At 68.1% G+C, this 25,849-nt stretch carries 3 protein-coding genes; all 3 read left to right on the forward strand.

Features of this window, described 5'->3' with window-relative positions; all coding sequences use genetic code 11:
- Positions 1-5: 5 nt before the first annotated feature.
- Genes F8M74_RS08025 through F8M74_RS08035 form a run of 3 tightly spaced genes read left to right on the forward strand, consistent with a single transcriptional unit; the run spans position 6 to position 25,830 of the window.
- Positions 6-1,409, forward strand: a complete 1,404-nt coding sequence (locus F8M74_RS08025) for a PfaD family polyunsaturated fatty acid/polyketide biosynthesis protein (RefSeq protein WP_141253008.1) — start codon at positions 6-8, stop codon at positions 1,407-1,409.
- Complete coding sequence (locus F8M74_RS08030; protein ID WP_216619756.1) at positions 1,406-16,720, forward strand: SDR family NAD(P)-dependent oxidoreductase; 15,315 nt, start codon at positions 1,406-1,408, stop codon at positions 16,718-16,720. The genes F8M74_RS08025 and F8M74_RS08030 overlap by 4 nt, the downstream gene beginning before the upstream one ends.
- Positions 16,717-25,830 carry an SDR family NAD(P)-dependent oxidoreductase gene (locus F8M74_RS08035; protein ID WP_141253006.1) on the forward strand — a complete coding sequence of 3,038 codons (9,114 nt, stop codon included), beginning with the start codon at positions 16,717-16,719 and terminating at the stop codon, positions 25,828-25,830. Before F8M74_RS08030 ends, F8M74_RS08035 begins: the two co-directional genes overlap by 4 nt.
- The last annotated feature ends 19 nt before the right edge of the window (positions 25,831-25,849 follow it).

The following is a 25,849-nucleotide window of genomic DNA, read 5'->3' on the forward strand; positions in this document are numbered from 1 at the left end:
ATTTCATGAATACGCCCACGCTCAATGTTGGTTTGACAATCACCGCGCAATCGCTGGGGAACTCGACGTTCCGGCGCCGGTTTGGTCTGGCCTATTCCTATGTCTCGGGTGCCATGTACCGGGGCATCGCCTCCGCTCCGTTGGTGGCGCGGATGGGGAAGGCCGGCTTCATGGGCTTCTTCGGCACGGGCGGCTGCTCGGTGGAGGAGATCGGCCGGGCGATTGATGAGATTCAATCCCAGCTGACGAAGGGTGAGCCCTTCGGCATGAACCTGCTGGCCAGTCATGGCGAATCGTCCCTGGAGCTGGAGACCGTCAAGCTCTACCTGGCCCGAGGTGTCCGCAACGTCGAGGCCGCCGCGTTCACCCAGGCGACGCCGTCCCTGGTGTTCTACCGCGTCAAGGGACTGCGGCAGGATGCCCAGGGCCGCGTCGTCTGTGACAACCGCATCATGGCCAAGATCTCCCGTCCGGAAGTGGCCGAGGTCTTCATGTCTCCGCCGCCTCGGCAGCTGGTGGAGCAGTTGCTCCGCGACGCGATGATTACGCCGGAGCAGGCCGCGATGGCGGAGCGCGTTCCGCTCAGCCACGACATCTGCGTGGAGGCCGACTCCGGTGGCCACACCGACGGCGCGATTCCCACCATCATCCTGCCGACGCTGCTGCGGCTTCGCGACCGACTGGTGAGCCGGTACGGCTACGAAGAGCCCATCTGCATGGGCCAGGGGGGTGGCATCGGCACGCCGGAGGCCGCCGCGGCGGCGTTCATCATGGGCGCGGACTTCATCCTCACCGGCTCCATCAATCAGTGCACGGTGGAGTCCGGGATGAGCACGGATGCGAAGCTGCTCCTCCAGGAGATGGGCGTGCAGGACACGGACTATGCGCCCGCGGGCGACATGTTCGAGATGGGCGCCAAGGTACAGGTGCTCAAGAAAGGCGTCTTCTTCCCGGCGCGCGCGAACAAGCTCTATTCGCTCTACACGCACTACGACAGCGTGGATGACATTCCGGAGAAGGTGCGCAAGCAGCTTGAGAGCAGCTTCTTCAAGAAGAGCCTTTCGCAGGTCTGGGAAGACACCAAGGTGTACCTGCGGCGCAAGGGCCAGCAGGCCACGATTGACAAGGCAGAGGCCCATCCCAAGCAGAAGCTGGCCCTGATCTTCAGGTGGTACTTCGGTTACTCGACCCGGCTCGCCTTCGCTGGCACCGGCGAGGATCGCGTGAACTACCAGGTGCACACCGGGCCCGCGCTCGGGGCCTTCAACCAGTGGGTGAAGGGCACCGAATTGGAGTCCTTCAGCAACCGCCACGCGGACGTGATTGCCATGAAGCTGATGACGGAAGCCGCCGAATACCTCAACCGCCAGTACCCCAGGTTGGCCGGCCAGGAAGGGGGGCAGTCATGACGCGTCTCGAAATCTTGCAGGCGCTCCAGTCGGGACGGATGGCCTTGGAGGACGCCAAGAAGGCGTTGGCCGCCATCGAGGCGCAGGTGCAGCCGGAGGACTTCGGGCTGGTGGTCGCGGGCGTGGGCGGCGTGGAGGCCGCGCGCCTGTCACCCTGGACTGTGGCGCCGCCATCGCCCGGGGACATCACCATCCAGGTGCGCGCGTCCGCCCTCAACTACCCCGACGTGATGTGTGTCCGGGGGCTGTACCCCACCATGCCCGAATACCCGTTCGTGCCGGGCTTCGAGGTGGCGGGTGTGGTCTCCGCCGTGGGGCCCGGCGTCGCCCGCTTCGCGGTGGGCGACGAGGTCATCGCCGTCACGGGACCGCTCCTGGGCGGACACGCCTCCAAGGTCAACGTGCCGACGGACAACGCCGTGCGGAAGCCCGCGACGTTGACGTTCGAGGAGGCTTGCAGCCTGCCGGTGGTCTTTTCGACCGTCTATTACGCCTTTGAGATGGGCAAGCTCGCCGAGGGCGAGCACGTGCTGGTGCAGACCGCGACCGGTGGCTGTGGGCTCATGGCCTTGCAGTTGGCCCACCTGAAGCGGTGCATCTGTCACGGCAGCTCCAGCCGTGATGACAAGCGCAAGGTGCTCGAGCGCATCGGCGTTCCACACGTCATCGACTACACCGGTAACTTCGCGCCGGAGATTCGGAATCAGACCGGTGGGCGAGGCGTGGACGTGGTGCTCAACATGGTGTCCGGCGAGGCGATCCAGAAGGGGATCGACTCCCTGGCTCCTTTCGGGCGCTACCTCGAAATCGCGGTGCACGCCCTGAAGACCAGCCCGAAGCTGGACCTGTCCCGGCTGGTGCAGAACCAGACCCTCCACAGCATCGACCTGCGCAGGGTCGGGTTCGCCGGGCGACTGGGGGCGCACCGCCTGCTGGATGAGATGGCCGCCATGGCGAGCGCGGGGGAGATCGTTCCCATTGTCTCGCGCGTCTACCCGGTCCGGAAGCTTCAGGACGCCCTCCAGTACGTGAGCGAGGGCAAGCACATTGGCAAGGTGGTCCTCAGCCACACGGCGGCGGAGGTCGTCGACCGCACGGAGGCGTGCATCGAGGCGATGGTTCGCCACCGCAAGCGCTTCGAGTCTTCCGCGCCTTCGAAGCCCACCGTGCCGGTGTCCCCACCTGATCTTCGGACGGAGCGCCCGGTGACCCAGGACATGGAGCCGGTGGCGGTGATTGGGATGGCGGGCAAGTTCCCACGCGCGAGTGATCTTGCGCAGTTCTGGCAGAACATCGCCCGGGGCGTGGACTGCATCTCGGAGGTGCCCGCCGGGCGCTGGTCGGTGGCGGAGCACTACGACGCCGACGGGAACACGCCGGGGAAGAGCTACAGCAAGTGGCTGGGCGTGCTGGAGGATGCGGAGAGCTTCGACCCGCTCTTCTTCGGCATCTCCCCGGCGGAAGCCGAGCGGATGGACCCGCAGCAGCGGCTGTTCCTCGAGGCGTGCTGGCACTGCATCGAGGACGCGGCCATCCGGCCCTCCTCGTTGTCGGACACGCGCTGCGGCGTCTTCGTGGGCTGCGGGCCCACGGACTACGGGCGTGACCTGCGTGGCGGTGACCTCAACGCCCAGGCGCTGATGGGAGGCGCGACGTCCATCCTCGCCGCCCGCATCTCCTACCTGCTGAATCTCAAGGGCCCCTGCCTGGCCATTGAGACGGCCTGCTCGTCTTCCCTGGTGGCCATCTCGCAGGCGTGTGACAGCCTCGCCCTGCGGAACTGCGACATGGCCTTGGCGGGTGGTGTGAACGTCGCCTTCGGACCGGCGATGCACATCATGAGCAGCGACGCCGGCATGCTGTCGAAGGATGGCCGCTGCTTCACCTTCGATGCGCGCGCGAACGGCTTCGTCCCTGGCGAGGGTGTGGGCGTACTCCTGCTCAAGCGGCTGTCGGATGCCGTGCGCGACGACGACCCGATTGCCGGCGTCATCCGGGGGTGGGGCGTCAATCAAGACGGGAAGACGAATGGCATCACCGCGCCCAGTGCGAAGTCGCAGGCCGCGCTCGAGCGCGAGGTGTATCGCCGCTTTGGCATCGACGCGGACACCATTTCCCTGGTGGAGGCGCACGGTACCGGCACTCGGCTGGGCGACCCCATCGAGGTCGAGGCCCTGGTCGAGTCCTTCCGGGAGCACTCGGCGCGGAAGTACTACTGCGCGCTGGGCTCGGTGAAGAGCAACATCGGCCACCTCATGACGGCTGCCGGCGTGTCCGGTGTGCTCAAGGTGCTGATGTCCATGCGGCATCAGTCCCTGCCGCCGACCCTCCACTTCGAGGCCGTCAATCCGCACCTCGCGCTCGAAGGCTCGCCGTTCTACGTCAACACGGAGCTGAAGCCCTGGACCGGCGTCCCCGTCAGACGCGCCTGTGTGAGCTCGTTCGGTTTCAGCGGCACCAACGCGCACGTCGTGCTGGAGGAGGCACCGTCCCATCCGCGGACCGTCGCGGGGGACGCCGTGTCACCGGCGGCGCCCGTGGTGTTCACGCTGTCGGCCCGGACGGAGGTGCAGCTCAAGGAGCTGGCTCGCTCGATGGCGGCGTTCATCTCGGCCACGCCGGACGTGGACCTTCGAGACCTGACGTACACCCTGCAAGTCGGCCGCGAGATGCTGGAGCACCGGTTGGCCATCCTGGCGGGCTCGCGGGAAGTCTTGCAGGAGGCGCTGGCCGCGTATCTCGCCGGCCGGCCGTCGGCGGCCGTGCTGTCGGGGCAGGCGAAGCGCACGGCAGCGAGCATCTCCGCCCTGGCCGCTGACGAGGACGGACGGGTCCTCTTCGAAAGCTGGCTGCAGAAGGGGAAGCTCCGGAGGGTCGCGGACCTCTGGACGCAGGGAGTGGATGTCGACTGGCGGCGGCTGTACGCGACGCACACGCCTCGTCGGCTGCGCCTCCCGGGGTACCCGTTCTCGAAGAAGCGTTACTCCCCGCCCGTGGTGGAGGCGCAGGCAGTCTCCACGGTGAGAGGCGGCGCGGTGCTTCACCCCCTCGTCCACCGCAACAGCTCCGTTCTGGCTGAGCAGCGCTACCGCAGCACGTTCCGAGGCGACGCCTTCTTCCTGGCGGACCATCAGGTCAACGGGCGCAAAGTCCTGCCCGCCGCGGCCTATCTGGAGATGGCTCGCTTCGCGGCCAGTGACGCATGGGCGGACGAAGCGGTGGGCCGGATACCGGTCCTCAGGAACGTGGTCTGGACCTCGCCCTTGGTGGTGGATGACGCGGCGGAGGTCGGAGTCGCGCTTCATGCGCAGGATGCGGGGCGGCTGACGTTCGAGGTTCATTCCGCGCCCGACGCGGCGGGGGAGCGCACCGTCCATTGTCGTGGCCTGGCTGAGTTGCAGGAGCGCGTGGCGCCGCGCCATGACCTCCGGCGGCTGGAAGCGGACTGCACCCTGCGCGTCCTGAGTCGGGAGCAGTGTTACGAGACCTTCGCCCGGCTTGGCCTGAACTATGGGCCCGGCCACCGTGCAATTGTCCGGGTGCGGGTGGGGCACGGCCAGGCGCTGGGCGAGGTCGAGCTGCCCGAGCACCTGGTGGGCGACGGCCGATCGTTCGTGCTGCACCCCGCGCTGGTCGACTCCGCGCTGCAAGCGGTGGTCGGTGTGTTGGGTGACGAAGGTGGCACCGCGCCCGCGCTGCCGTTCGCAGTGGAAGAGGTCGTGGTCCATGGCCCGTGCATCCCAAGAATGTGGGCGGTCGTGCGGAGCGGGACCGGGGAGGGGATGGCACGGAAGCTCGACGTCGACTTGTGCGACGAACAGGGCGCTGTCCGTGTCTCCATCCGCGCACTGTCCCTGCGGCCTCTTCCCGATCAGCCGACGGCCTCTGTGGCCACGGGACTGTTCCAGATGGAGTGGGTGCCTCGCGAGCTGCCCGCTGGCGACGCGGGGACGTTCGAACACCGGGTTGTCGTCCTGTGCGGCATGCAGGGCGTGGACGTGGCGCAGCTGTCATCGCGGCTCGACGGTGCGGAGTGCGTGGCGGTGGACGCGTCGCATGCCTCCGTCGCGGACCGATTCCTCCATGCGAGCGAGCAGCTGCTGGGTGTGCTTCAGCGAGTCACGACATCAAGGCTCGTGGGCAAGGCGCTGGTCCAACTGGTGGCCGCTTCAGGGGCCGACCTGCTGCTGCATGGCCTGAGTGGGATGCTCAAGACCGCGGCGCTCGAGGACGACAAGGTCGTGGGCCAGACGGTGCTGCTCGCTCAGTCCGCTCCTTCGATGGACCAGCTGGTCGAGGTGTTGCGGAACGAGGCGCGGGCGACTGGTTCGAACTCCGTGCGCTACGACGAGGGCCGCCGGTTGCTCGCGACCTGGAAGGCCCGGTCCACCGACGCGGTCGCCACGGCTTCCTGGCCGAACAGTGGCGTCTACGTCATCAGCGGCGGGGCGGGTCGCCTCGGCTTGCGGGTCGCAGAGGAGATTGCTCAGCGCGCGCGTGGAGCGAGCATCGTGCTGGTAGGGCGTTCGGCACCAACGTCCGAGGTGACGGCGCGAATCAAGCACATTGCCGGTACAGGGACGCAGGTGGTGTACCGCCAGGCGGACGTAGGAGACCTGACCGCGGTCGATGCCCTGGTGCGAGAGGTCCGGAGCGCCTTCGGCCCCATCAAGGCCGTGGTGCATGCGGCGGGCCTCCTGCGTGACCGTTACCTCCGGGATAAGACCTCCGAGGAACTGCAGGCAGTGGCGTGGCCCAAGGTCCGGGGCATCGTGAACCTGGACCTGGCGACGCGCGAAGAGCCGCTGGAACTGTTCCTGGTGTTCTCGTCGATTGCCGGCGCCATCGGCAACATCGGTCAGGCGGACTACGCGGCGGCCAACGCCTTCATGGATGGCTATGCCGCGCACCGGGACGCACTGGTTCGGACTGGCGAACGTGCCGGGCGCACGCTGTCGGTCAACTGGCCCTTCTGGGAGGAGGGCGGCATGCAGGTCGATGCCGCCACGGCGAAGCGCATGGTCCGTGAGTGGGGGCTGGCGGCGCTGTCGAGCACCCAGGCCTTCGACGCGCTCTATCGCGGCCTGCGCACGGATGCGGCCCAGTTGATGGTGCTCTCGGGGCACCTGGAGGCCATCCAGCGCCGACTGACATTGTCGGAGGAGGGCGGGGCACGTCGCGCGGCGACTGGCGCGGCGCGCGCCGTGACGATTGATGACGACACCCTGAGGACGCAGGTCCGCCAGGTCCTCATGTCGGTCGTGTCGAAGGTCCTCAAGATTCCGTTCGAGGAGCTCGACGCTGACGCCGAGCTCAAGGAGATGGGCTTCGACTCCATCTCGCTGACCGACCTCGCGCACCAGCTCGCTGGGGAGTACCGGCTGGACCTGGCTCCCACCGTGTTCTTCGAGCACCCGACCATCAACGCCCTGGTGGGACGGCTGGTCAGCGAGCACCGGCCACTGCTGGCCGAAAGGCATCGCGGTGTGGCGGGCCCCGTGGCCGACACGTCGCCCGAAGACACGCTGCCGACGCCTCCCGTCAGCCGGCGTTCAGGGCGTCGTTCACCAGGCTTCAGTCCGGCGGCGGTCGCGAAGGTGCCGGGACAGCGGGAGCCGGTCGCGGTGGTCGGCATGAGTGGCGCGTTCCCCGGTGCCCCCGATCTGGCGGCCTTCTGGCGGAACCTCGCGGCGGGACGTGACTGCATCGAGGAGATCCCCGCGGACCGCTGGAACTGGCGCGACTACTTCGGCGACCCGGCGGCGGAGGACAACAAGACCCGCATCCGGCACGGCGGCTTCATCGAAGGCGTTGGCGAGTTCGACCCCCTGTTCTTCGGCATCTCCCCGTCGGAAGCCGAGATCATGGACCCGCAGCAGCGGCTCTTGATGACGCACGTCTGGCGCGCCATCGAGGACGCTGGTCACGCGCCGCAGAGCCTGGCTGGCAGCAACACCGCCATCTTCGTGGGAACGGGCAACACCGGCTATGCGTCACTGCTGGAGCGTTCTCGGGTCGCCATCAAGGGAAGCACCGCCACCGGCTCCGTGCCTTCCGTGGGACCGAACCGGCTGAGCTACCTGCTGGACCTCCATGGCCCCAGCGAGCCCATCGAGACCGCCTGCTCCAGCTCCCTGGTCGCGGTGCACCGCGCGCTCCTCGCCATCGAGCTGGGGCTGTGTGACGCGGCCCTGGTCGGCGGGGTGAACACCATCGTCACCCCGGACGCGCACATCGGCTTCGGCAAGGCCGGGATGCTGAGTGAGGACGGGCGCTGCAAGACCTTCGCTCGCGGCGCGGACGGCTACGTGCGAGGCGAGGGCGTGGGCGTGCTGTACCTCAAGCGCCTCAGTCTGGCCGAGCGCGACGGGGACCACATCTACGGATTGTTGCTGGGCAGCGCCGAGAACCACGGCGGCCGGGCGAACTCACTCACGGCGCCCAACCCCAAGGCCCAGGCTGACCTCATCGAGGCCGCCTGGCTGCGCGCGGGCGTGGACCCACGCACGGCGGGCTACATCGAGGCTCACGGCACGGGGACGTCGCTGGGAGACCCGGTCGAAATCAACGGACTCAAGAGCGCCTTCCACTCCCTCTACGAGAAGACGGGGGCGGCTGAAGGCGCCGGCGCGCACATCGGCATTGGCTCGGTGAAGAGCAACATCGGACACCTGGAGCTGGCCGCCGGTGTGGCGGGGCTCATCAAGGTGCTGTTGCAGATGCGGCACGGGGCGATCGCGAAGAGCCTCCATTGTGAGGAGCTGAATCCCTACATCGAACTCAAGGGGTCGCCCTTCTACGTGGTGCAGGAAGGCCGTCCCTGGCTCGCGCTGAAGGATGCCAGCGGCCGTCCGTTGCCACGGCGCGCGGGCGTCAGCTCCTTTGGCTTTGGCGGCGTCAACGCTCACGTCGTCGTGGAGGAGTACGTACCAAGCTACGAAGCGACTCCGACGCCGCTGCGTGGGCCGGCCATCTGCGTGCTCTCCGCTCGGACGGAAGAGCAGTTGAGGCAGCAGGCCCGCCAGCTGCTCGAAGCGGTGGAGCGGGAAGGATACCGGGACGAACACCTGTCCGCGCTTGCCTACACGCTTCAGGTGGGGCGTGACGCCATGGAGGAGCGCCTGGCCCTGTTGGTGGACTCCATCGCCGGGCTCCAGGAGAAGCTCCGTGCCTTCGTGGACGGCGCGGGCGTGGGCGACGCGGTGTTCCGCGGTCACGTGAAGCGGAGCAAGGACGCGCTGTCCGTGTTCACGGGCGACGACGACCTCCAGGAGGCCATTGCGTCGTGGTTGAGCAAGGGCAAGTACCACAAGCTGCTCGACCTCTGGACCAAGGGGCTGTCGTTCGACTGGAACCGGCTGTACGGGGCCCAGCGGCCGCAGCGGCTGAGCCTGCCCACGTACCCGTTCTCCCGGACGCGTTACTGGGTCCCGGAAGGTGGACAGTCTTCCGCTGGGTCCATGTGGGGCTCGGTGCGGGCTGGTGGTGTGGACGCCCTGCATCCGCTGCTGCGGCGGAATGTCTCCGACCTCCGCCAGCAGGGTTACGAGGCCGTGTTCAGCGCGGACCAGTTCTTCCTCGCGGACCACGTGATTCTCGGCAAGCGGGTGGTGCCCGGCGTCGTCTACTTGGAGATGGCGCGTGCCGCGCTCCAGCTCGCCGAAGGGGAGGATGCGGCGGTCGTCCGGCCCGTTCGCGTGACGAACGTGACGTGGCCCCAGCCGCAGGTGGTGGAGGGGCCCACGACCGAGCTGCGCGTGTCGCTGTTCCCCGAGGACGATGGGCGCGTGCGCTTCGACATCCACAGCGGCTCCGACGATACGCACGTCTGCCACAGCCAGGGCCTGGTGACTTCCTTCGAGCCGAAGCCCGCGGCGGCGGTGGATGTGGCGGCCCTGAAGTCGCAGTGCCAGCGCGGTGAGCTGTCCGCCGAGCAGTGCTACCAGGCCTTTGCTTCACTGGGGGCCGCTTATGGACCGGGGCACCGGGCGCTCCGCGCCGTCTATCAGGGCGTTGACCAGGTCCTGGCGAGGCTCGTCCTTCCGGAGGGCCTCGGTTCGACGGTGGCGCCCTACGTCCTGCACCCCTCGCTGATGGATGCGGCATTGCAGGCGACCATCGGCCTGAGCGCGCAGGAGTCGCCGGCTCCCGTCGGGTTGCCGTTCTCGGTGGATGCGGTGGAGGTCCTGGCGCCTTGTCCGCCCCAGCTGTGGGTCTGGATCCGGAACGCAGCGGGAAGCACTGCGGGAGGGGCTGTGCGGAAGCTGGACCTGGACCTGCTCGCGGACGATGGACAGGTGTGCATTCGGCTCAAGGGCTTCCTGATGCGGCCGGTGAAGGAGCTGCGCGCCGCGCCCGTGCCTCGAAACCTGGCACCGGAAGAAGAGGTGGACGTCTCGCCGGTGGATGCCGGTCCCGTGGGGGACACGAGCTCGGTGCGGGACCAGATTCGCAGCGTCCTCATCACGGAGGTCGCGCGGGCCGTCAAGGTCAGCGCGGGTGACATCGAGATCAACACGGAGTTCAGTGAGTATGGCTTCGACTCCATCAGCCTGACGGAGTTCGCCAGCCGGCTGAACCACGGGTATGGCCTGTCGCTCACGCCGACGCTGTTCTTCGAGCTGCCCACCATCGCCGCGTTGTCCGAGCACCTCGCTGAGAAGTACCGGCAGAACTTCGACCGGTACATGGTCGTCGCCAAGCGAGGCGCCGATTCGGGGAACACGCCAGCGCCGACGAAAGCGGTGGGACCGAAGGCGGAGGCACGGCGGCTGCGACGCATGCCTCGGCCGTCTCCGAGCGCGGAACCGAGCACGTATGGCAATGCCGAGCCACTGGCCGTCATCGGCATGAGTGGCCGCTTCCCCATGGCCGAGGACTTGGAGGCGTACTGGCGGAACCTGCGGGACGGTGTCGACTGCATCCAGGAGATTCCCGCGTCCCGCTGGGACTGGCGGGAGATCTACGGCGACGCGAATCAGGAGCCCGGGAAGACGCTCATCAAGTGGGGCGGGTTCATCGACGGCATCGACGAGTTCGACCCGCTCTTCTTCGGCGTCTCGCCTTCCGAGGCGGAGCTGATGGACCCCCAGCAGCGCCTGTTGATGACCTACGTCTGGCTGGCGATGGAAGACGCGGGCTACTCCGCCAGCTCGCTGTCGGGCACCCGGACCGCGCTGTTCATCGGCACGGGACAGGCCGGGTACGGATCGCTCATCGAGCAGGCGAACGCCGAAATCAAGAGCTACGCGTCGACGGCCGCGGTGCCCTCTGTGGGCCCGAACCGGATGAGCTACTTCCTCAACATCAAGGGCCCGAGCGAACCCATTGAGACGGCCTGCTCCAGCTCGCTGGTGGCGGTGCACAAGGCGATGTTGGCCATCCACCGGGGCGAGTGCGACACGGCCATCGTCGGTGGCGTCAACACGCTCCCGACGCCCGCGGGGCACATCGGCTTCGACAAGGCCGGGATGTTGAGCCCGGATGGGCGCTGCAAGACGTTCTCGGACCAGGCGAACGGGTACGTGCGCGGTGAAGGCGTGGGCATGTTGATGCTGAAGCGCCTCTCCCTCGCCGAGGCGGATGGCGACCACATCTATGGCGTCATCCGGGGAAGCGCCGCCGGGCATGGCGGGCGGACGAACTCGCCCACCGCGCCCAGCCCCAAGTCCCAGGCCGAGCTGCTGCATGCGACCTACATGCAAGCCGGCATCGACCCGCGAACCGTCACGTTCATCGAGGCGCACGGCACGGGAACCTCGCTGGGAGACCCCATCGAAATCGACGGGCTCAAGAGCGCCTTCACCGCGCTGGACCCGACGCTCGGCGCGGGCCCCGTGGACCGCGCCTTCTGCGGCCTGGGCTCCGTGAAGACGAACATCGGCCACCTGGAGCTGGCGGCCGGCGTCGCCGGCGTCATCAAGGTGCTGCTGCAGATGAAGCACAAGACGTTGGCCAAGAGCCTGCACAGCCAGCAGTTGAACCGGCACATCCGTCTGGACGGTTCACCTTTCTTCATCGTGCGCGAGACGCAGCCATGGCCCGCGTTGGAGGACGGCGCCGGCAACGTGGTTCCGCGCCGGGCCGGCGTCAGCTCGTTTGGCATCGGCGGTGTGAATGCCCACGTGGTCGTGGAGGAGTACCTGCCATCGAGTGCGCCCGCCGCGGAGGTTCCGCAAGACGCGCCGCACCTCATCGTGCTGTCGGCGAAGAACGAGGCCCGCCTCATCGAGCGCGCGCGGCAGTTGCTGCATGCCGTGGAGCAAGGCGAGGTGTCGCAGGCGGACCTGCCGTCGGTGGCGTACACCCTGCAAGTCGGCCGCGATGCGATGGAGGAACGGCTGGGGCTACTCGCGCGCTCGTTGGAGGAGCTGAAGGAGAAGCTCCTCGAGTTCACCGAAGGCAGGGGGCTGGCGGACGGCGTGTTCCGGGGCCACGTGAAGCGGCATAAGGAGTTCCTGTCCGTCTTCGCGGATGACGCGGAGATGCAGGAGGCGGTGGCCAAGTGGATGGCCCGGGGCAAGCTGTCGAAGGTCCTGGAGGTCTGGACGCGTGGCATGCCCGTCGACTGGGCGAAGCTGCACGGCGGCGCGCAGCTCCGGCGCCGGAGCCTGCCCACCTATCCCTTCGCGAAGGAGAAGTACTGGGTAGCGAAGCCGGCGCGCGCGGAGAACCGCGTCCGGGCCGGCAGCCGGGCGGCCCTGCATCCTCTGGTGCATGAGAACTCGTCCGACCTGCGGGGGCAGCGCTACAGCGCCCACCTCACGGGAGAGGAGTTCTTCCTCCGAGACCATGTCGTGGGCCAGGACAAGGTGCTGCCCGGCGTGGCCTTCCTGGAGATGGCGCGCGCTGCGGTGGTGAACGCCAGTGGCCCGACGCCTCCCGGCAAGGTGACACTGCGGAACGTCGTCTGGTCACGGCCCATCATCGTGACCGACGCCCCGGTGCAGGTGCACATCGGTCTGGAGGCGGAGCAGGACGGCAGCGTCGTCTTCGAAATCTACGGAGGCACCGACGAGGCGCCGCTGCTCTTCTGTCAGGGGCGGGCGCGCGTCGGCGCTGGGACCGACGAGGAGGCCACTGCACCTCGCGTGGACCTGTCGGTCCTCCAATCCGGTTGTCAGGACCGGCGACAGAGCGGCGCGGCCGTCTACCAGACGTTCGCGTCGGCCGGGCTGACCTACGGACCCACGCTTCGTGCGCTCCAAGAGCTCTCGATGGGTCGTGGTCAGGTGCTGGCGCGGGCCGTGCTCCCCGAGCAGGTGTTGAGCAGCCAGGGGCAGTTCGTCCTGCATCCGAGCTTGCTGGATGCCGCGTTGCAGGCCGCCCTCGGTCTGCACTCGGACGAGGGGGGACAGCTCTCGCTTCCGTTCGCGCTCGATGCGCTGGAGGTGTGGGACGGGCCTGCTCCCTCGGACGTCTGGATTCACCTGAGCGATGAGACGGACGGCGCCGCGGGTACGAACCGGCAGAAGATTTCCATCTCCCTCTGTGACCGCGACGGCAAGGTCTGGGTCCGCCTGAAGGGATTCTCCACGCGGCCCGTGCCCGCGGCCGGTGTGCGCGTTGGCGCCGAGAATCACGTCCTCCTGTTCGCGCCCATCTGGGAGGAGAAGGCGCTCGCGAGCGCGCCTATCACCGCAGCGCGGCGCCGGGTGCTCGTCTTCTGTGGCGCCACCAGCGCCGTGGCCGAGGCCGCCGCGGCCCGGATTCAGGGGGCGCAGAAGGTGGTCATGGGGACGTCGGCCGCCAGCGCGCCGGAGCGCTTCCGTGAGCTGGTTCAGAAGCTGTTCGAGGCCATCAAGGGAATGGCGTTGCAAGCAGGCCGCGAGGCGACGCTGCTCCAGTGTGTGGTGTCCACGCAGGACACGGAGCGGGACTCTCTGAGGGGCTTGCTCGGTCTCTTCAAGACGGCGCGACTGGAGCACCCGACCTTGCAGCTCCAGTTGGTGGAGGTCGACGCGCCCACGGACGTCGACCGAGTGGTCGCGCGGCTCCAGTCCAGCAGCACGGCGCCGGAGCTTCCGCACCTCCTGTTCCAGGACGAGAAGGTGCTGGTGACCCGGTGGCGGGAGTTGGCATCGCCGGCCCCTGAGGCACCACTCTGGCGGAAGGGGGGCACCTACCTCATCACCGGTGGCGCGGGCGGTCTGGGCAAGCGGTTCGCGCAGACCATCGTCGAGGCCACGGAGCAAGCCTCCATCGTGCTCACGGGCCGTTCGCCGGCGGGGGATGCGCAGCGGGCATTCATGGAGTCCCTGCGGCGGCCCGGTGTGCGCGTGGAGTACCGCCCCTGTGACGTCACCCGTGCCGAGGACTGTCAGGCGCTCATCGCCTGGGTGCGGGACACCTTCGGCGGACTCAATGGCATCCTCCACGCGGCGGGCGTGATTGAGGACAGCCTGCTCAAGAACAAGGACTGGGAGGCCTGGGATCGGGTGCTGGCACCCAAGGTCCAGGGGCTCACCTGTCTGGACGAGGCCAGCCGTAGCGAACGGCTCGACTTCTTCGTGATGTTCTCGTCCTTCGCGGGGGCCATCGGCAACCCGGGGCAGTCGGACTACGCGGCCGCGAACGCCTACATGGATGCGTATGCCCGCCAGCGGGAAGCGCGAGTGGCCCGGGGCGAGCGCTTCGGAAAGACGCTGTCGATCAATTGGCCGCTGTGGCGCGAGGGCGGCATGCATGTCGACGCCGCGACCGAACAGATGATGACCCATGCCACCGGCATGGCGGTCCTGGAGACGACCGCGGGCGTGCAAGCCTTCCAGCACGCCCTGGCGCACGCGCAGAGCCAGGTCATGATCCTGGCGGGACAGGCCGAGCGGATCCGCAAGTGGCTGGGCCGCGGCGGGCTGCTGGAAGGAACGTCGGTGAGCCCGAGCCCGGCGGCCAGCGCCACCTCGAGCACCGCGGAGCCGGGGGATGAAGTGCGTGCCCGCGTCTCGGCGATGTTGTGCTCGGAGATCGCAGCGGTCCTCAAGGTGGATGCCGCCGCCGTGGACGCGGACAGCGAGCTGAGTGAGTACGGGTTCGACTCCATTACTTTCACCGAGTTCGCGAACAGGCTGAACCGGGCCTACGAGCTCGACCTGACGCCGCCCGTGCTCTTCGAGTACCCGAGCGTCGATACGCTGGCGGGCTACCTGCTGCGTGCACACCGCGAGTCAATGGTGCGCCACTTCGGTGAGCAGGAACGCGGCGCCACGCCGGAAGTCGTCAGCCTGGCCGAACGGATGCCCGCGGCCGAGCCTGTGACCTCCGCGTTGAGGACGCGTGAGCGGAGGGGTGGCTCGCGCGGACGTTCCGTTGAACCGGCGCGGACTGACGCGCCGTCGACGTCCACGCCGGCCCGCCGGGGACCCACGCCCCTGGCCGTGGTCGGGATGAGCGGCTGCTTCCCCGGGGCCCGTGACCTGGAGCAGTTCTGGACCAACCTGGCCGGTGGTGTCGACTCCATCACCGAGGTCCCTCCGTCGCGCTGGGATTGGCGCGAGCTCTACGGAGACCCACGCAAGGAGGGGAACAAGACGAAGGTGAAGTGGGGCGGCTTCATCGAAGGAGTCGAGGAGTTCGATCCACTCTTCTTCGGCATCTCACCCGTCGAGGCCGAGGTCATGGACCCGCAGCAGCGGCTGCTGATGATGCATGTCTGGCGGGCCATCGAAGACGCCGGCTACGCCCCACACAGCCTGTCGGGGACGCGGACGGGCATCTTCGTGGGCACCGGCATCACCGGCTACAACAGCCTGGTCGAGCGGGCGAACCTCGCCATCCAGGGGTATTCGTCCACGGCGGTCGTCCCCTCGATTGGTCCCAACCGGATGAGCTACCTGCTCAACCTCCATGGACCGAGCGAGCCCGTGGAGACCGCCTGCTCCAGTTCGCTGGTGGCTCTGCACCGGGCGATGGAGGCCATCGACAGCGGAAGCTGCGACATGGCGCTCGCGGGTGGCGTGAACACGATTGTCACGCCCGGGGGACACATCGCGTTCGACAAGGCCGGCATGCTCAGCGAGGACGGCCGCTGCAAGACATTCTCAGCCGCGGCCAACGGCTACGTCCGGGGTGAAGGCGTCGGCGTCGTCTTCCTCAAGCGGCTGGCGGACGCGGAGCGGGATGGTGACCCCATCTACGGCGTCATCCGCAGCAGTGCGGAGAACCATGGCGGCCGGGCCAACTCGCTGACGGCGCCGAACCCCAACGCCCAGTCGCAGCTCCTCCAGGACGCCTACCGGAAGGCGGACATCGATCCGCGCACCATCGGCTACGTGGAGGCGCACGGCACCGGGACGGAGCTCGGAGACCCGGTGGAGGTGAATGGCCTGAAGAACGCCTTCGCGGCGCAAATCGAGGCCCGGGGTGGCGGCACGAGCCTCGAGAAGCACTGTGGGCTCGGCTCGGTGAAGAGCAACATCGGGCACCTGGAGCTGGCCGCTGGCATGGCGGGCGTCATCAAGGTGCTGCTCCAGATGAAGCACCGGAAGCTGGTCAAGACGCTGCACTGCGAGCGCTTGAACCCGTACATCAAGCTGGAGGACAGCCCGTTCTTCATCGTGCAGCAGACGCAGGACTGGCCGGCCATGATGGACGAGCGCGGGCAGCCGCTGCCCCGGCGCGCGGGCGTCAGCTCGTTCGGCTTCGGTGGCGTCAATGCACACGTCGTCATGGAGGAGTACCAGGGGAACGCTCGGGCCAAGGCGGCCGGGACGGATGTACCCCGAGGGCCTGCGGCCATCGTCCTCTCCGCGAAGAACGCCGAGCGGCTTCGGGAGCAGGCCGCGCAGTTGCTGGAGGCGGCTCGGAGCGGGCGCTGGTCGGACGCGGAGCTTCCCTCGCTGGCCTACACGCTCCAGGTCGGGCGCGAGGCCATGGAGGAGCGGTTGGCCATGGTGGTCGACTCCCTGGCGGCGCTGGAGGCCCGGCTGCAGGTGTTCCTCACGGGAGGTGGGGAGGGGCTCTTCGTGGGGGGCCGCGCAAGCAGGGCGCACCCGTCCGGGAAAGGCTCGGCCGAGGTAGAAGCCGCCGTACGAGACGCGGTGACGGCGTGGAAGGCGGGGGACGCATCTCCGCTGCTCAAGCTGTGGTCAACAGGTACGACGGTTGACTGGACACAGCTCTACGCGGCGCCGTTGAGCCGCGCCCACGTCCCCGCGTACCCGTTCGCGCGGGAGCGTTACTGGATTGCCCCCGCGCCCCCGCAGGAAACACAGACGTTTGAAAAGCCGGTTGCTCAGACACGCCCATCGCTGATCGGACAGCTGCGGACGCGCATCGGCGCGTCCGCTATCGAGGGAGAAAACCGTCAATGATTGAGTCGCTTCCGCGCCTCCTCGGAGCGCAGCTCGAAGCCATGGGCTGCTTCACGCGGCTGCCCGCGCGCCTCGACGAGATGCAGGCCTCGTCTGGAATTTCGCCGCGGTACGCGCGCTGGTTCAGTGAGAGTGTCGCGGCGCTGGTCCGGCACGGCGTCCTCTCCACGCGTGATGGAAAGACGTACACCCGGTCCGGACCTCCGTCGCGGCCCGATGAGGTCTGGCAGGAGTGGGAAGGGGCGCGCTCGCGGTGGACGCAGGACCCGAACACGCGCGCGCTGACCACGTTGGCGGAGACCACCATCAAGGCGCTCCCCGACATCCTCGTGGGCAGGCAGCTGGCCACGGATGTGCTCTTCTCGCGTGGCTCGATGAGCCTGGTCGAGGGGGTCTACAAGCACAACCCGGTGGCCGACTTCTTCAACGACGCGCTCGCCCGGAGTGTGGTGGCGTACGCCGAGCTCCTGCGCGAACAGTCCCCGGGGGCACGCGTCCGCATCCTGGAGATCGGGGCGGGCACGGGCGGCGCCACCGCGCACGTCCTGGCCATGCTTCGCACCTGCGCGCTGGACGTCGAGGAGTACTGCTTCACCGACGTCTCACCGGCGTTCCTCCAGCACGCGGAGAAGACGTACAGCCCCGGTAACCCGTTCCTGACGCGCCGGCTGCTGGACATCGATGTCCCTCTGGAGGCGCAGGGGATTCCCCGCGCGCACTTCGACATCGTCCTGGCCAGCAACGTGTTGCACGCAACGCCGGACATCCGCCGGACCCTGCGCAACGCCAAGGCCGCGCTGGCCCAGAACGGGCTGCTCATCCTCAATGAGATCAGCCACAACACCCTCTTCGCGCATCTCACCTTCGGGTTGCTCGACGGATGGTGGAGCTACGAGGACGAGGACCTGCGGATTCCTGGCTGCCCGGCGCTGGCTCCCGAGACGTGGAAGGCAGTGCTCGAATCGGAAGGATTCAGCTCGGTCTTCTTCCCGGCGGCCGATGCTCACGAGCGTGGCCAGCAGGTCATCATCGCGGAGAGCGATGGCGTCATCCAGCCCATCAGCCCACGCGCCCAGCGACAGCGGGCCCCGGAGCCTCGACCCGTCATCACGGATGCCACGTCCATCGAGGAGCGGGTCCGGGACGTCATCAAGGCGTGCGTCGCGAAATCCCTCAAGGTTCCGGAGTCGCAGATCCAGGTCGACTACAGCTTCGCGGACTACGGCGTGGATTCGATCATCGCCGTGAACCTGAGCAACGCGATCAACGACGCCTGTGGCACGTCGCTGCCGACGACGACGCTTTTCGACTACAACAGCGTCGCGGCGCTGAGTCAGTTCATTGCCCAGAATCACGGCGCCGAGGCGTCGCGGCTGTTGGACGACAAGCCGCGAGAGGCGCCCGTGCCCCCGCGCGAAGTCCTTCGTGATGACAGGGAGGCGCCGCTGCCCGCCGCCGTGAGTTCCCTCCGGAAGACGGTGGCGGTCGCGACGGCGGAGGAGCCCATCGCCATCGTGGGAATGAGCGCCCGCTTCGCCCAGTCCGACTCCGTGGAGGCGCTGTGGCGGCACCTGGAGGCGGGACGCGACCTGGTGGAGGACGTGCGCCGCTGGGACCTGGCGAGCCACTACGCCTCCACGCTGTCGGGCGAGGGCGACCGGTGCATGCGGGGCAGCTTCATCGAAGGCATCGACCACTTCGACCCGTCCTTCTTCAACATCTCCGCGCTGGAGGCCCGATGCATGGACCCGCAGCAGCGGCTGTTCCTGGAGGAGTCCTACAAGGCGCTGGAGGATGCCGGGTACGCGGGGAGCACGCCGTACCATCAGCGCTGCGGCGTGTACGTCGGGTGCGCGAACGGTGACTACGCGACGCTGCTCCCACGTCAGGCTCCGGCGCAGGCGTTCTGGGGCAATGCCAGCTCCGTCATCCCCGCACGCATCGCCTACTTCCTGAATCTGCAGGGCCCGGCGCTGGCCGTGGACACCGCCTGCTCCAGTTCTCTCATCGCCATCCACCTGGCATGCCAGGGCCTGTGGCGGCGGGAGACGAACATGGCGCTGGCCGGTGGCGTCCATCTGAACTCGACGCCCACGTTCTACGTGCTCTCCAGCCGAGGCGGCATGCTGTCGCGCAAGGGGCGCTGCGGCACCTTCTCCGACGAGGCCGACGGCTTCGTGCCAGGGGAGGGCGTGGGCGTGGTGGTGCTGAAGCGGCTGTCGGATGCCATCGCGGATGGAGACCACGTCCGCGGCGTGATTCGTGGCACCGGCGTCAACCAGGACGGCACCACCAATGGGCTCACCGCGCCCAGCGGCAAGTCACAGGAGCGGCTGGAGCGGGAGGTCTACGAGCGCTTCGGGGTGAACCCGGAGGACATCCAGATGGTGGAGGCCCATGGGACGGGCACCCGGCTGGGCGACCCCATCGAGTTCGATGCGCTGACGAAGTCCTTCGGCGCCTATACCCGCAAGCGGGGCTACTGCGCCTTGGGTTCCATCAAGACGAACCTGGGCCACACCGCGACCGCCGCGGGCGTGGCGGGCATCATCAAGGTGCTGCTGTCGATGCAGCACCGGAAGATCCCCGCGTCGCTGCACTGCAATGCGACCAACCCGGCGATCGACCTCGAGCGCAGTCCGTTCTTCGTCAACACCCAGACCCGGAGCTGGGACGTGGAGCCGGGAAAGCCGCGTTGCGCGGCGGTGAGCTCGTTCGGATTCAGTGGCACCAACGGGCACGTCATCCTCGAAGAGGCGCCCTTTCAGGAACGACGCATCTCGGGACAGGCGCCGGGATACCTCATCGCCTTGTCGGCGCACACCGCGGCCCAGCTGAAGGCGTTGGTGGAGCGGCTCGCCGCGCACCTCAAGTCCGAGCGGATCGACTGCGGTGACATCAGCCAGACGCTGCTGCTGGGACGGCGCCACCTGGCCCACCGTCTGGCGTGTGTGGTCCGTGATGAGCGGGAGTTGTCGGCCGCGTTGGAGACGTGGCTGGCGAAGGGGAGGGCGACCGGGGTGCACGTCTCGGAGGTCAACGAGAACACCCGGCGGGAGCAGGCCGAATTCCGGCGGTACGGCAATGCATGCATCCAGCAGTGCGCGGAAGGCGCTCCCACCGCCGAGTACCTGGAGAAGCTGGCCGCCATCGCGGACCTTCATCTCCAGGGGTACACCTTGGAGCTGGAGGGATTGTTCCGCGCTGGCCGCTCGCGGCGGGTTCCCCTGCCGAGCTACCCCTTTGCGCGTGAGTCGTATTGGGTGGCGGGTGAAACCCCGCTCGCCGAGCGCCAGCCTCCACCAGCGCCGCAGCGGCTGCATCCCATGCTCCATCGGAACGGGGCCGGACGGGATGGAACGGGGTACGTCTCCACGCTGAGCGGAAACGAGCCGTTCCTGGCCGATCACCAGGTCAACGGCAACAGGGTGCTCCCCGCCGTCGCCTATCTGGAGATGGCCCGGGCCGCCGTCGTCCACCGGACGGGCGCCACGAGCACGGGCGACATCCGCCTGAGCAACGTCGTCTGGTCGCAGCCCATCGTCGTCAACGGCGTCAACCAGGAGGTCCACCTCACGCTCGACGGAACCAGTGAGGGCGGCGGTGCGTTCTCCTTCGAAGTGCAGACGGCAGGCGCGGGACAGGGCAACAGGGCGGTGCTCCACAGCCAGGGGCAGGCGCAGCGCATAGCGTTGCCACGTCCACAGCGTGTCGACCTCGGTGCCCTTCGGGCGGCGTGCGGCCGCAAGGTCGTCGCGGGCGGCACCCTCTACACGAACTACCAGCGGCTGGGCCTGCAGTACGGTCCCGCGCATCAGAGCGTTCGTCAGGTGTACGTCGGTGACGGGCAGGTGCTCGCGGAGGTCGTGCTGCCCGACGGCGTGGCGGAGAGCGACGCCTACATCCTGCATCCCAGTGTGCTCGACGGGGCGCTGCAGGCCATCATGTGCCTGCATCCTGGCGGTGACCGCGGTGAGCTGCCCTTCGCTCTGAAGGAACTCCAGGTCTTCTCCGCATGCGCCAGACCCACCTGGGCCTGGATTCGCCGCAGCCCCGACAACGAGGCCCCTTCCGGACGACGGGAAGGCATGACGCAGCGCTATGACCTGGACCTCTGTGATGACCAGGGCCGCGTCGCGGTGGTGCTGCGGGGGTTCTCGACGCGGCCCGTGCTGGCGGCGCCAGCGCGCGACAGTGTCGACACCCTGGTCGGCGATGTCCTGGTCGCCCCGGTGTGGGAGGCCGCTGTCATCGAGCCGGAAGTGGCCACGCCTTCTGCCACGCAGCACGTGCTGGCCGTTGGTGCCACGGATGAAATCGCGGCAGGTCTCGCAGGCCGGTGTGGACGTGTCGAACGCCTGGTCATCGACGAAGGTGACAGCATCGAGCGCATCCGCGACCGGCTGCGCGGGCTGGCTCGAATCGACCACGTGGTGTGGGTCGCGCCCGAGGAACCCCTGGCGTTCAACGAGGTGGCTCCCCGGCAGTCGAAGGGCGTGCTGTCGCTGTTCCGCTTGGTGAAGGCACTCCTAAGCGCTGGGCACGGAAGCTCACGCCTGGAGTGGACGGTGGTGACGTATCGCGCGCAGTCCACGGGCCGGGGCGATGAGGTGGACCCCACGCATGCCGCGGTGCACGGGCTGATCGGCTCGATGGCCAAGGAGTACGGGCATTGGAAGGTCCGGCTCGTCGACCTGCCAGATGCGGGCGCCTGGCGGGACGCCGCGCTCTGGGATCTCCCGTTCGATGCCCAGGGCAATGCCGTCGTGTACCGGCAGGGGCAGTGGCACCGGCAGAAGCTGCTACCGGTCGACTGGGACGCGTTCGCCGCGAGCACGCCCTCCGTCTACCGGGATGGCGGCGTGTACGTCGTCATTGGCGGGGCGGGCGGACTCGGCGGCGTGTGGACCGAGTTCATGATTCGCAAGCACCGGGCCCACGTCTATTGGCTGGGCCGGCGGCCGGTGGATGCGGACATCGAAGCCAGGCTGCGAGAGTTGGGGGCACTGGGCCCTCGGCCGACGTACCTCTGCGCGGATGCCGCGGACGAAGGCGCGCTGCGAGAGGCCTACCGGAAGATTCGGGAGCAGCACTCCGCCATCCATGGCGTCGTGCACTCGGCCATCGTCTTGAGGGACCAGAGCCTGGCGGCGATGGACGAGGACCGCTTCCGCGCGAGCCTGGCCGCCAAGGTGGAGACCAGCATCCATATGGCCCGGGTGTTCCAGCAGGAGCCGCTGGACTTCATCGTGTTCTTCTCATCCATCAACAGCTTCACGAAGGCGCCGGGGCAGAGCAACTACGCGGCCGGGTGCACCTTCGTTGACGCGTTGGCTTCGCACATGGCGCAGACGTCGCGGTGCGCGGTCAAGACGCTCAACTGGGGCTACTGGGGCAACGTGGGCATCGTGGCCACGGAGGAGTATCGCCGCCGGATGGAGCAGTTCGGCATCGGCTCCCTGGCTCCCGCCGAGGCGATGAAGGCGCTGGAAACCCATCTGTGCTCGCCGCTGGAGCAGGTGGGGATGCTGAAGACCACCCGGCCCACGGCGCTGGCTGGCGTCAGCACGGATGACCGGCTCAGTGTTCAGCGTGGCCCTGCGCGCGCGTCACTCGTCGCATCGGCGACCCGGGGCGCCGCCGCCCGCGCCGCGGGAATCGCGGAGACGAAGGCCGCGGTGGGGCTCGAGGCAGAACGGCTGGCGGCGGTCGAGTCGCTTCTGGTGGACCTGCTGGCCGCCCAGTTGCACGACATGGGGCCCGGTGTGGCCTCCAGCCATCGCCACTGGTTCGACGAAAGCATGGCCATCCTGGCGCGTCGTGGCTACGTGGCCGCTGACGGCACCCGCTTCCTCGAAGGAAAGGTGCCGGACCGGGAACAGGCGTGGGCACGGTGGACGCAGTCGAGTGCCGAGTGGCGGCAGGTACCCACGTTGCGAGCCGTCGTCGGGCTGCTCGAACCGGCACTGCGGGCGCTCCCTGACATCATCACCGGCAAGCGCCGCACCACGGACGTGATTTTCCCGGGCGGCCGGATGACGTTGGTCGAGGACCTCTACAAGCACAACCCCGTCTCCGACTTCTTCAACCAGGCGACGTCGGCGGCCGTCGCTGACTGCGTCGCCGAGCGCGTGCGGAGCGCGCCTTCCGCTGGGCTTCGCGTGCTCGAAATCGGCGCGGGCACGGGCAGCACGACGGCCTCGGTGCTGGCGGCGCTGGCGCCATACCGGACGCACGTCGCGGAGTATTGCTTCACGGACGTGTCGAAGGCCTTCCTGCTGCACGCGCGAGAAGCCTATGGCGCGGCCCATTCGTTCATGCGGTTCCAGTTGTTCGACGTGTCTCGTCCGCTGGCGGCGCAGGACCTGGAGCAGGGCGCCTACGACATCGTGATTGCCAGCAACGTGATTCACGCCACTTCCGATGTCCGGGAGAGCCTGCGGAACGCAAAGGCGGCGCTGGCCCAGGGTGGCGTGCTGGCACTCAACGAACTCACGGCCAACACGTTGATGGCGCACCTCACGTTCGGGTTGCTCGACGGGTGGTGGGCGTTCGCGGACAAGGCCTCGCGGCTGCCAGGCGGACCGGCGCTCTCTCCTTCGCTGTGGAAGCGCGCACTGGAGCGCGAGGGCTACCGCTCGGTCGCGTTCCCCGTGGAGGACGCGCATCACCTGGGGCAGCAGATTGTCCTGGCGGAGAGCGACGGCGTCGTCCGGCAGCCTCGGGCCGCTCCGACGAAGGCACTCGCCGGGCGGGTGGAAGGCGCGCGTCACACCGTGGCCGCGCCGGCCGTCGCGTCGCCGAAGTCCTCGGGCATGTCGGGAGGCGAGCTGCGGGCAGTCATCCGGGACTGCCTGGCCGCGTGCGTGGAGATGGCGCCAGCGGCGGTTGCGAACGACCGCAAGTTCACCGAATACGGCGTGGACTCCATCATCGCCGTCAAGCTGGTCAACGCGATTGGCCAGCGGCTGGGACTGGTGCTGGAGACCACGCTGCTGTTCGACCACGGCACCGTCGACGAGCTCGCGGACGCGCTGGTGGCCCGGTATGGCGCTCAGCTCCAGGTGTCGCGTCCCCTGGCGAAGCAGGCGGCGCCCGCGCCGCGGCCTGAGGTTCCCGCGGCGCCGGGGCTCACGCCCTCCGCCGAGGCGCCCCTGGTGTGCAGGGTGCTGTTGGAGCGGCCGGGGCAGGTGGATGACGTCAAGCGCATCATGAACACCGCGCAGCCACTGGGAGACCGCGAGGTCCGCGTGGCGGTGAGGGCGTTCTCGCTCAACTTCGGCGACCTGCTGTGCATCAAGGGCCTCTATCCCACGATGCCTCCCTATCCCTTCACCCCGGGCTTCGATGCGAGCGGCGTGGTGGTGGAGATAGGGGCGGCGGTGCGCTCGCTCAAGCCGGGAGACGCGGTGGTCGCCGGCATGGGAGAGGTGCTGGGCGCGCATGCCACGTCCATCGTGTGCTCCGAGTCGCGGGTGTTCCTCAAGCCCGCGAACCTGAGCTTCGAGGAAGCGTGCGCGTTGCCCGCCGTGTCGATCACCATGATTGACGCCTTCAAGAAGGCGGACCTCCAGCCGGGCGAGCGCATCCTGATTCAGACGGCCACGGGCGGCACGGGCTTGATTGCCGTCCAGCTCGCGCAGCTTCAGGGCGCGGAGATCTTCGCCACCGCGGGCTCGGCCGAGAAGCTCGAGTACTTGAAGCGTCTGGGCGTCCCTCACTGCATCAACTACCTGGAGGAGGACTTCGAGGCGGCGGTGAAGCAACTCACCCATGGCGAGGGGGTGGACGTGGTCATCAACACCCTGTCGGGGGCCGCCATCCAGAAGGGCGTGAGGTGCCTGCGGCCGGGAGGCCGGTACATCGAGCTGGCGATGACCGCGCTCAAGTCCGAGAAGTCGTTCGACTTGTCCGTGCTCAATGACAATCAGACGTTCTTCAGTCTCGACCTGAGGAAGCTGGCGCGCTCGCGGCCGGATGTCATTGCCCGGCATCAACAGGAGTTCGTCAGACTGGTGGAGGAGGGCAAGCTCCGGGCGACCATTCACCGCACGTTCCCCTTCAGCGACGTGCAGAGCGCGTACAAGGCCCTGGAGGACCGGAAGAACATCGGGAAGATTGTCGTCACCATCGACCCGCCGCATCTGGATACACAGGACGTGAGCGCGCCGGCCGCGGTGGGCCGTTCGACGGAGCCCCTGGACCTCGGCGCGTTCACCCGCTTCCAGGAACTGGTCCGTCTCAACGGCAGCACCGAGGGCCGGCCCATCTTCTGGTTCCACGGCGGCATGGGCGGCGTCGAGGTCTACCGCGCCCTGTCCCAGGAGATCCGCCGTCCCTTCCTGGGGATTCAAGCGCGCGGCTGGATGAGCCAAGAGGCGCCCATCGCCGGCATCGAGGCCATGGCGTCCTACTACGTGGACATCCTCCTGGCGGCCCAGCCCGAGGGGCCCTATGAGCTGGGGGGCTACTCCCTGGGCGGAATGCTGGCCTACGAGGTGACTCGCCAGTTGCAGGAGCGCGGGGCGCGGGTGGCATCCATCGTCATGCTGGATGCACCCGACAGCACCCATCTGGATGTGTTCCAGTTCTCACGGCGCACGGCGACGTTCCAGGCAGTCAACACGGCCCTGTTCGCCTCCATTGCCCATCACCCGGAACGGCTGGAGCAGACGCTCATCCACCGCGATGAGGTGGAGGCGGACCTGGATGATGCGGCCCTGTTGCATCAGTTGATGGGGCTCGCGCAGTCCCGAGGCCTGAGCAAGGACGAGAACCAGGTGCGTTTCATGGTCGAGCAGAACGCTCGGGTCCATGCGGCGTACGACGTGGGCCGGTTCCGGCTCAAGCCCCTGCTTCGTCCGGAGGAGGTGGCGGTGTTCTATCTGCGCAATGGCAGTTGCAGCTTCTTCGGCAACCTGGAGCCGTATCTCACCCTGATGCCCGGCGAGTTGACGTTCGACGGAACCAACTACTGGGCGGAGTGGGAGCGGTTCCTGCCCCGGATGCAGATTCTGGAAGTCGCTTCGTCAAACCATCTCATGTTGCTCGCGGAGCCCGCTGTTCAACGGGTGATTGCCGGGTTCTGTGCCCGGTTCTACGGGAAATAGTTGCTACGAAAGGGCGTTC

The sequence above is a fragment of the Myxococcus sp. CA023 genome, from assembly GCF_010998615.1.
Classification (GTDB): domain Bacteria; phylum Myxococcota; class Myxococcia; order Myxococcales; family Myxococcaceae; genus Myxococcus.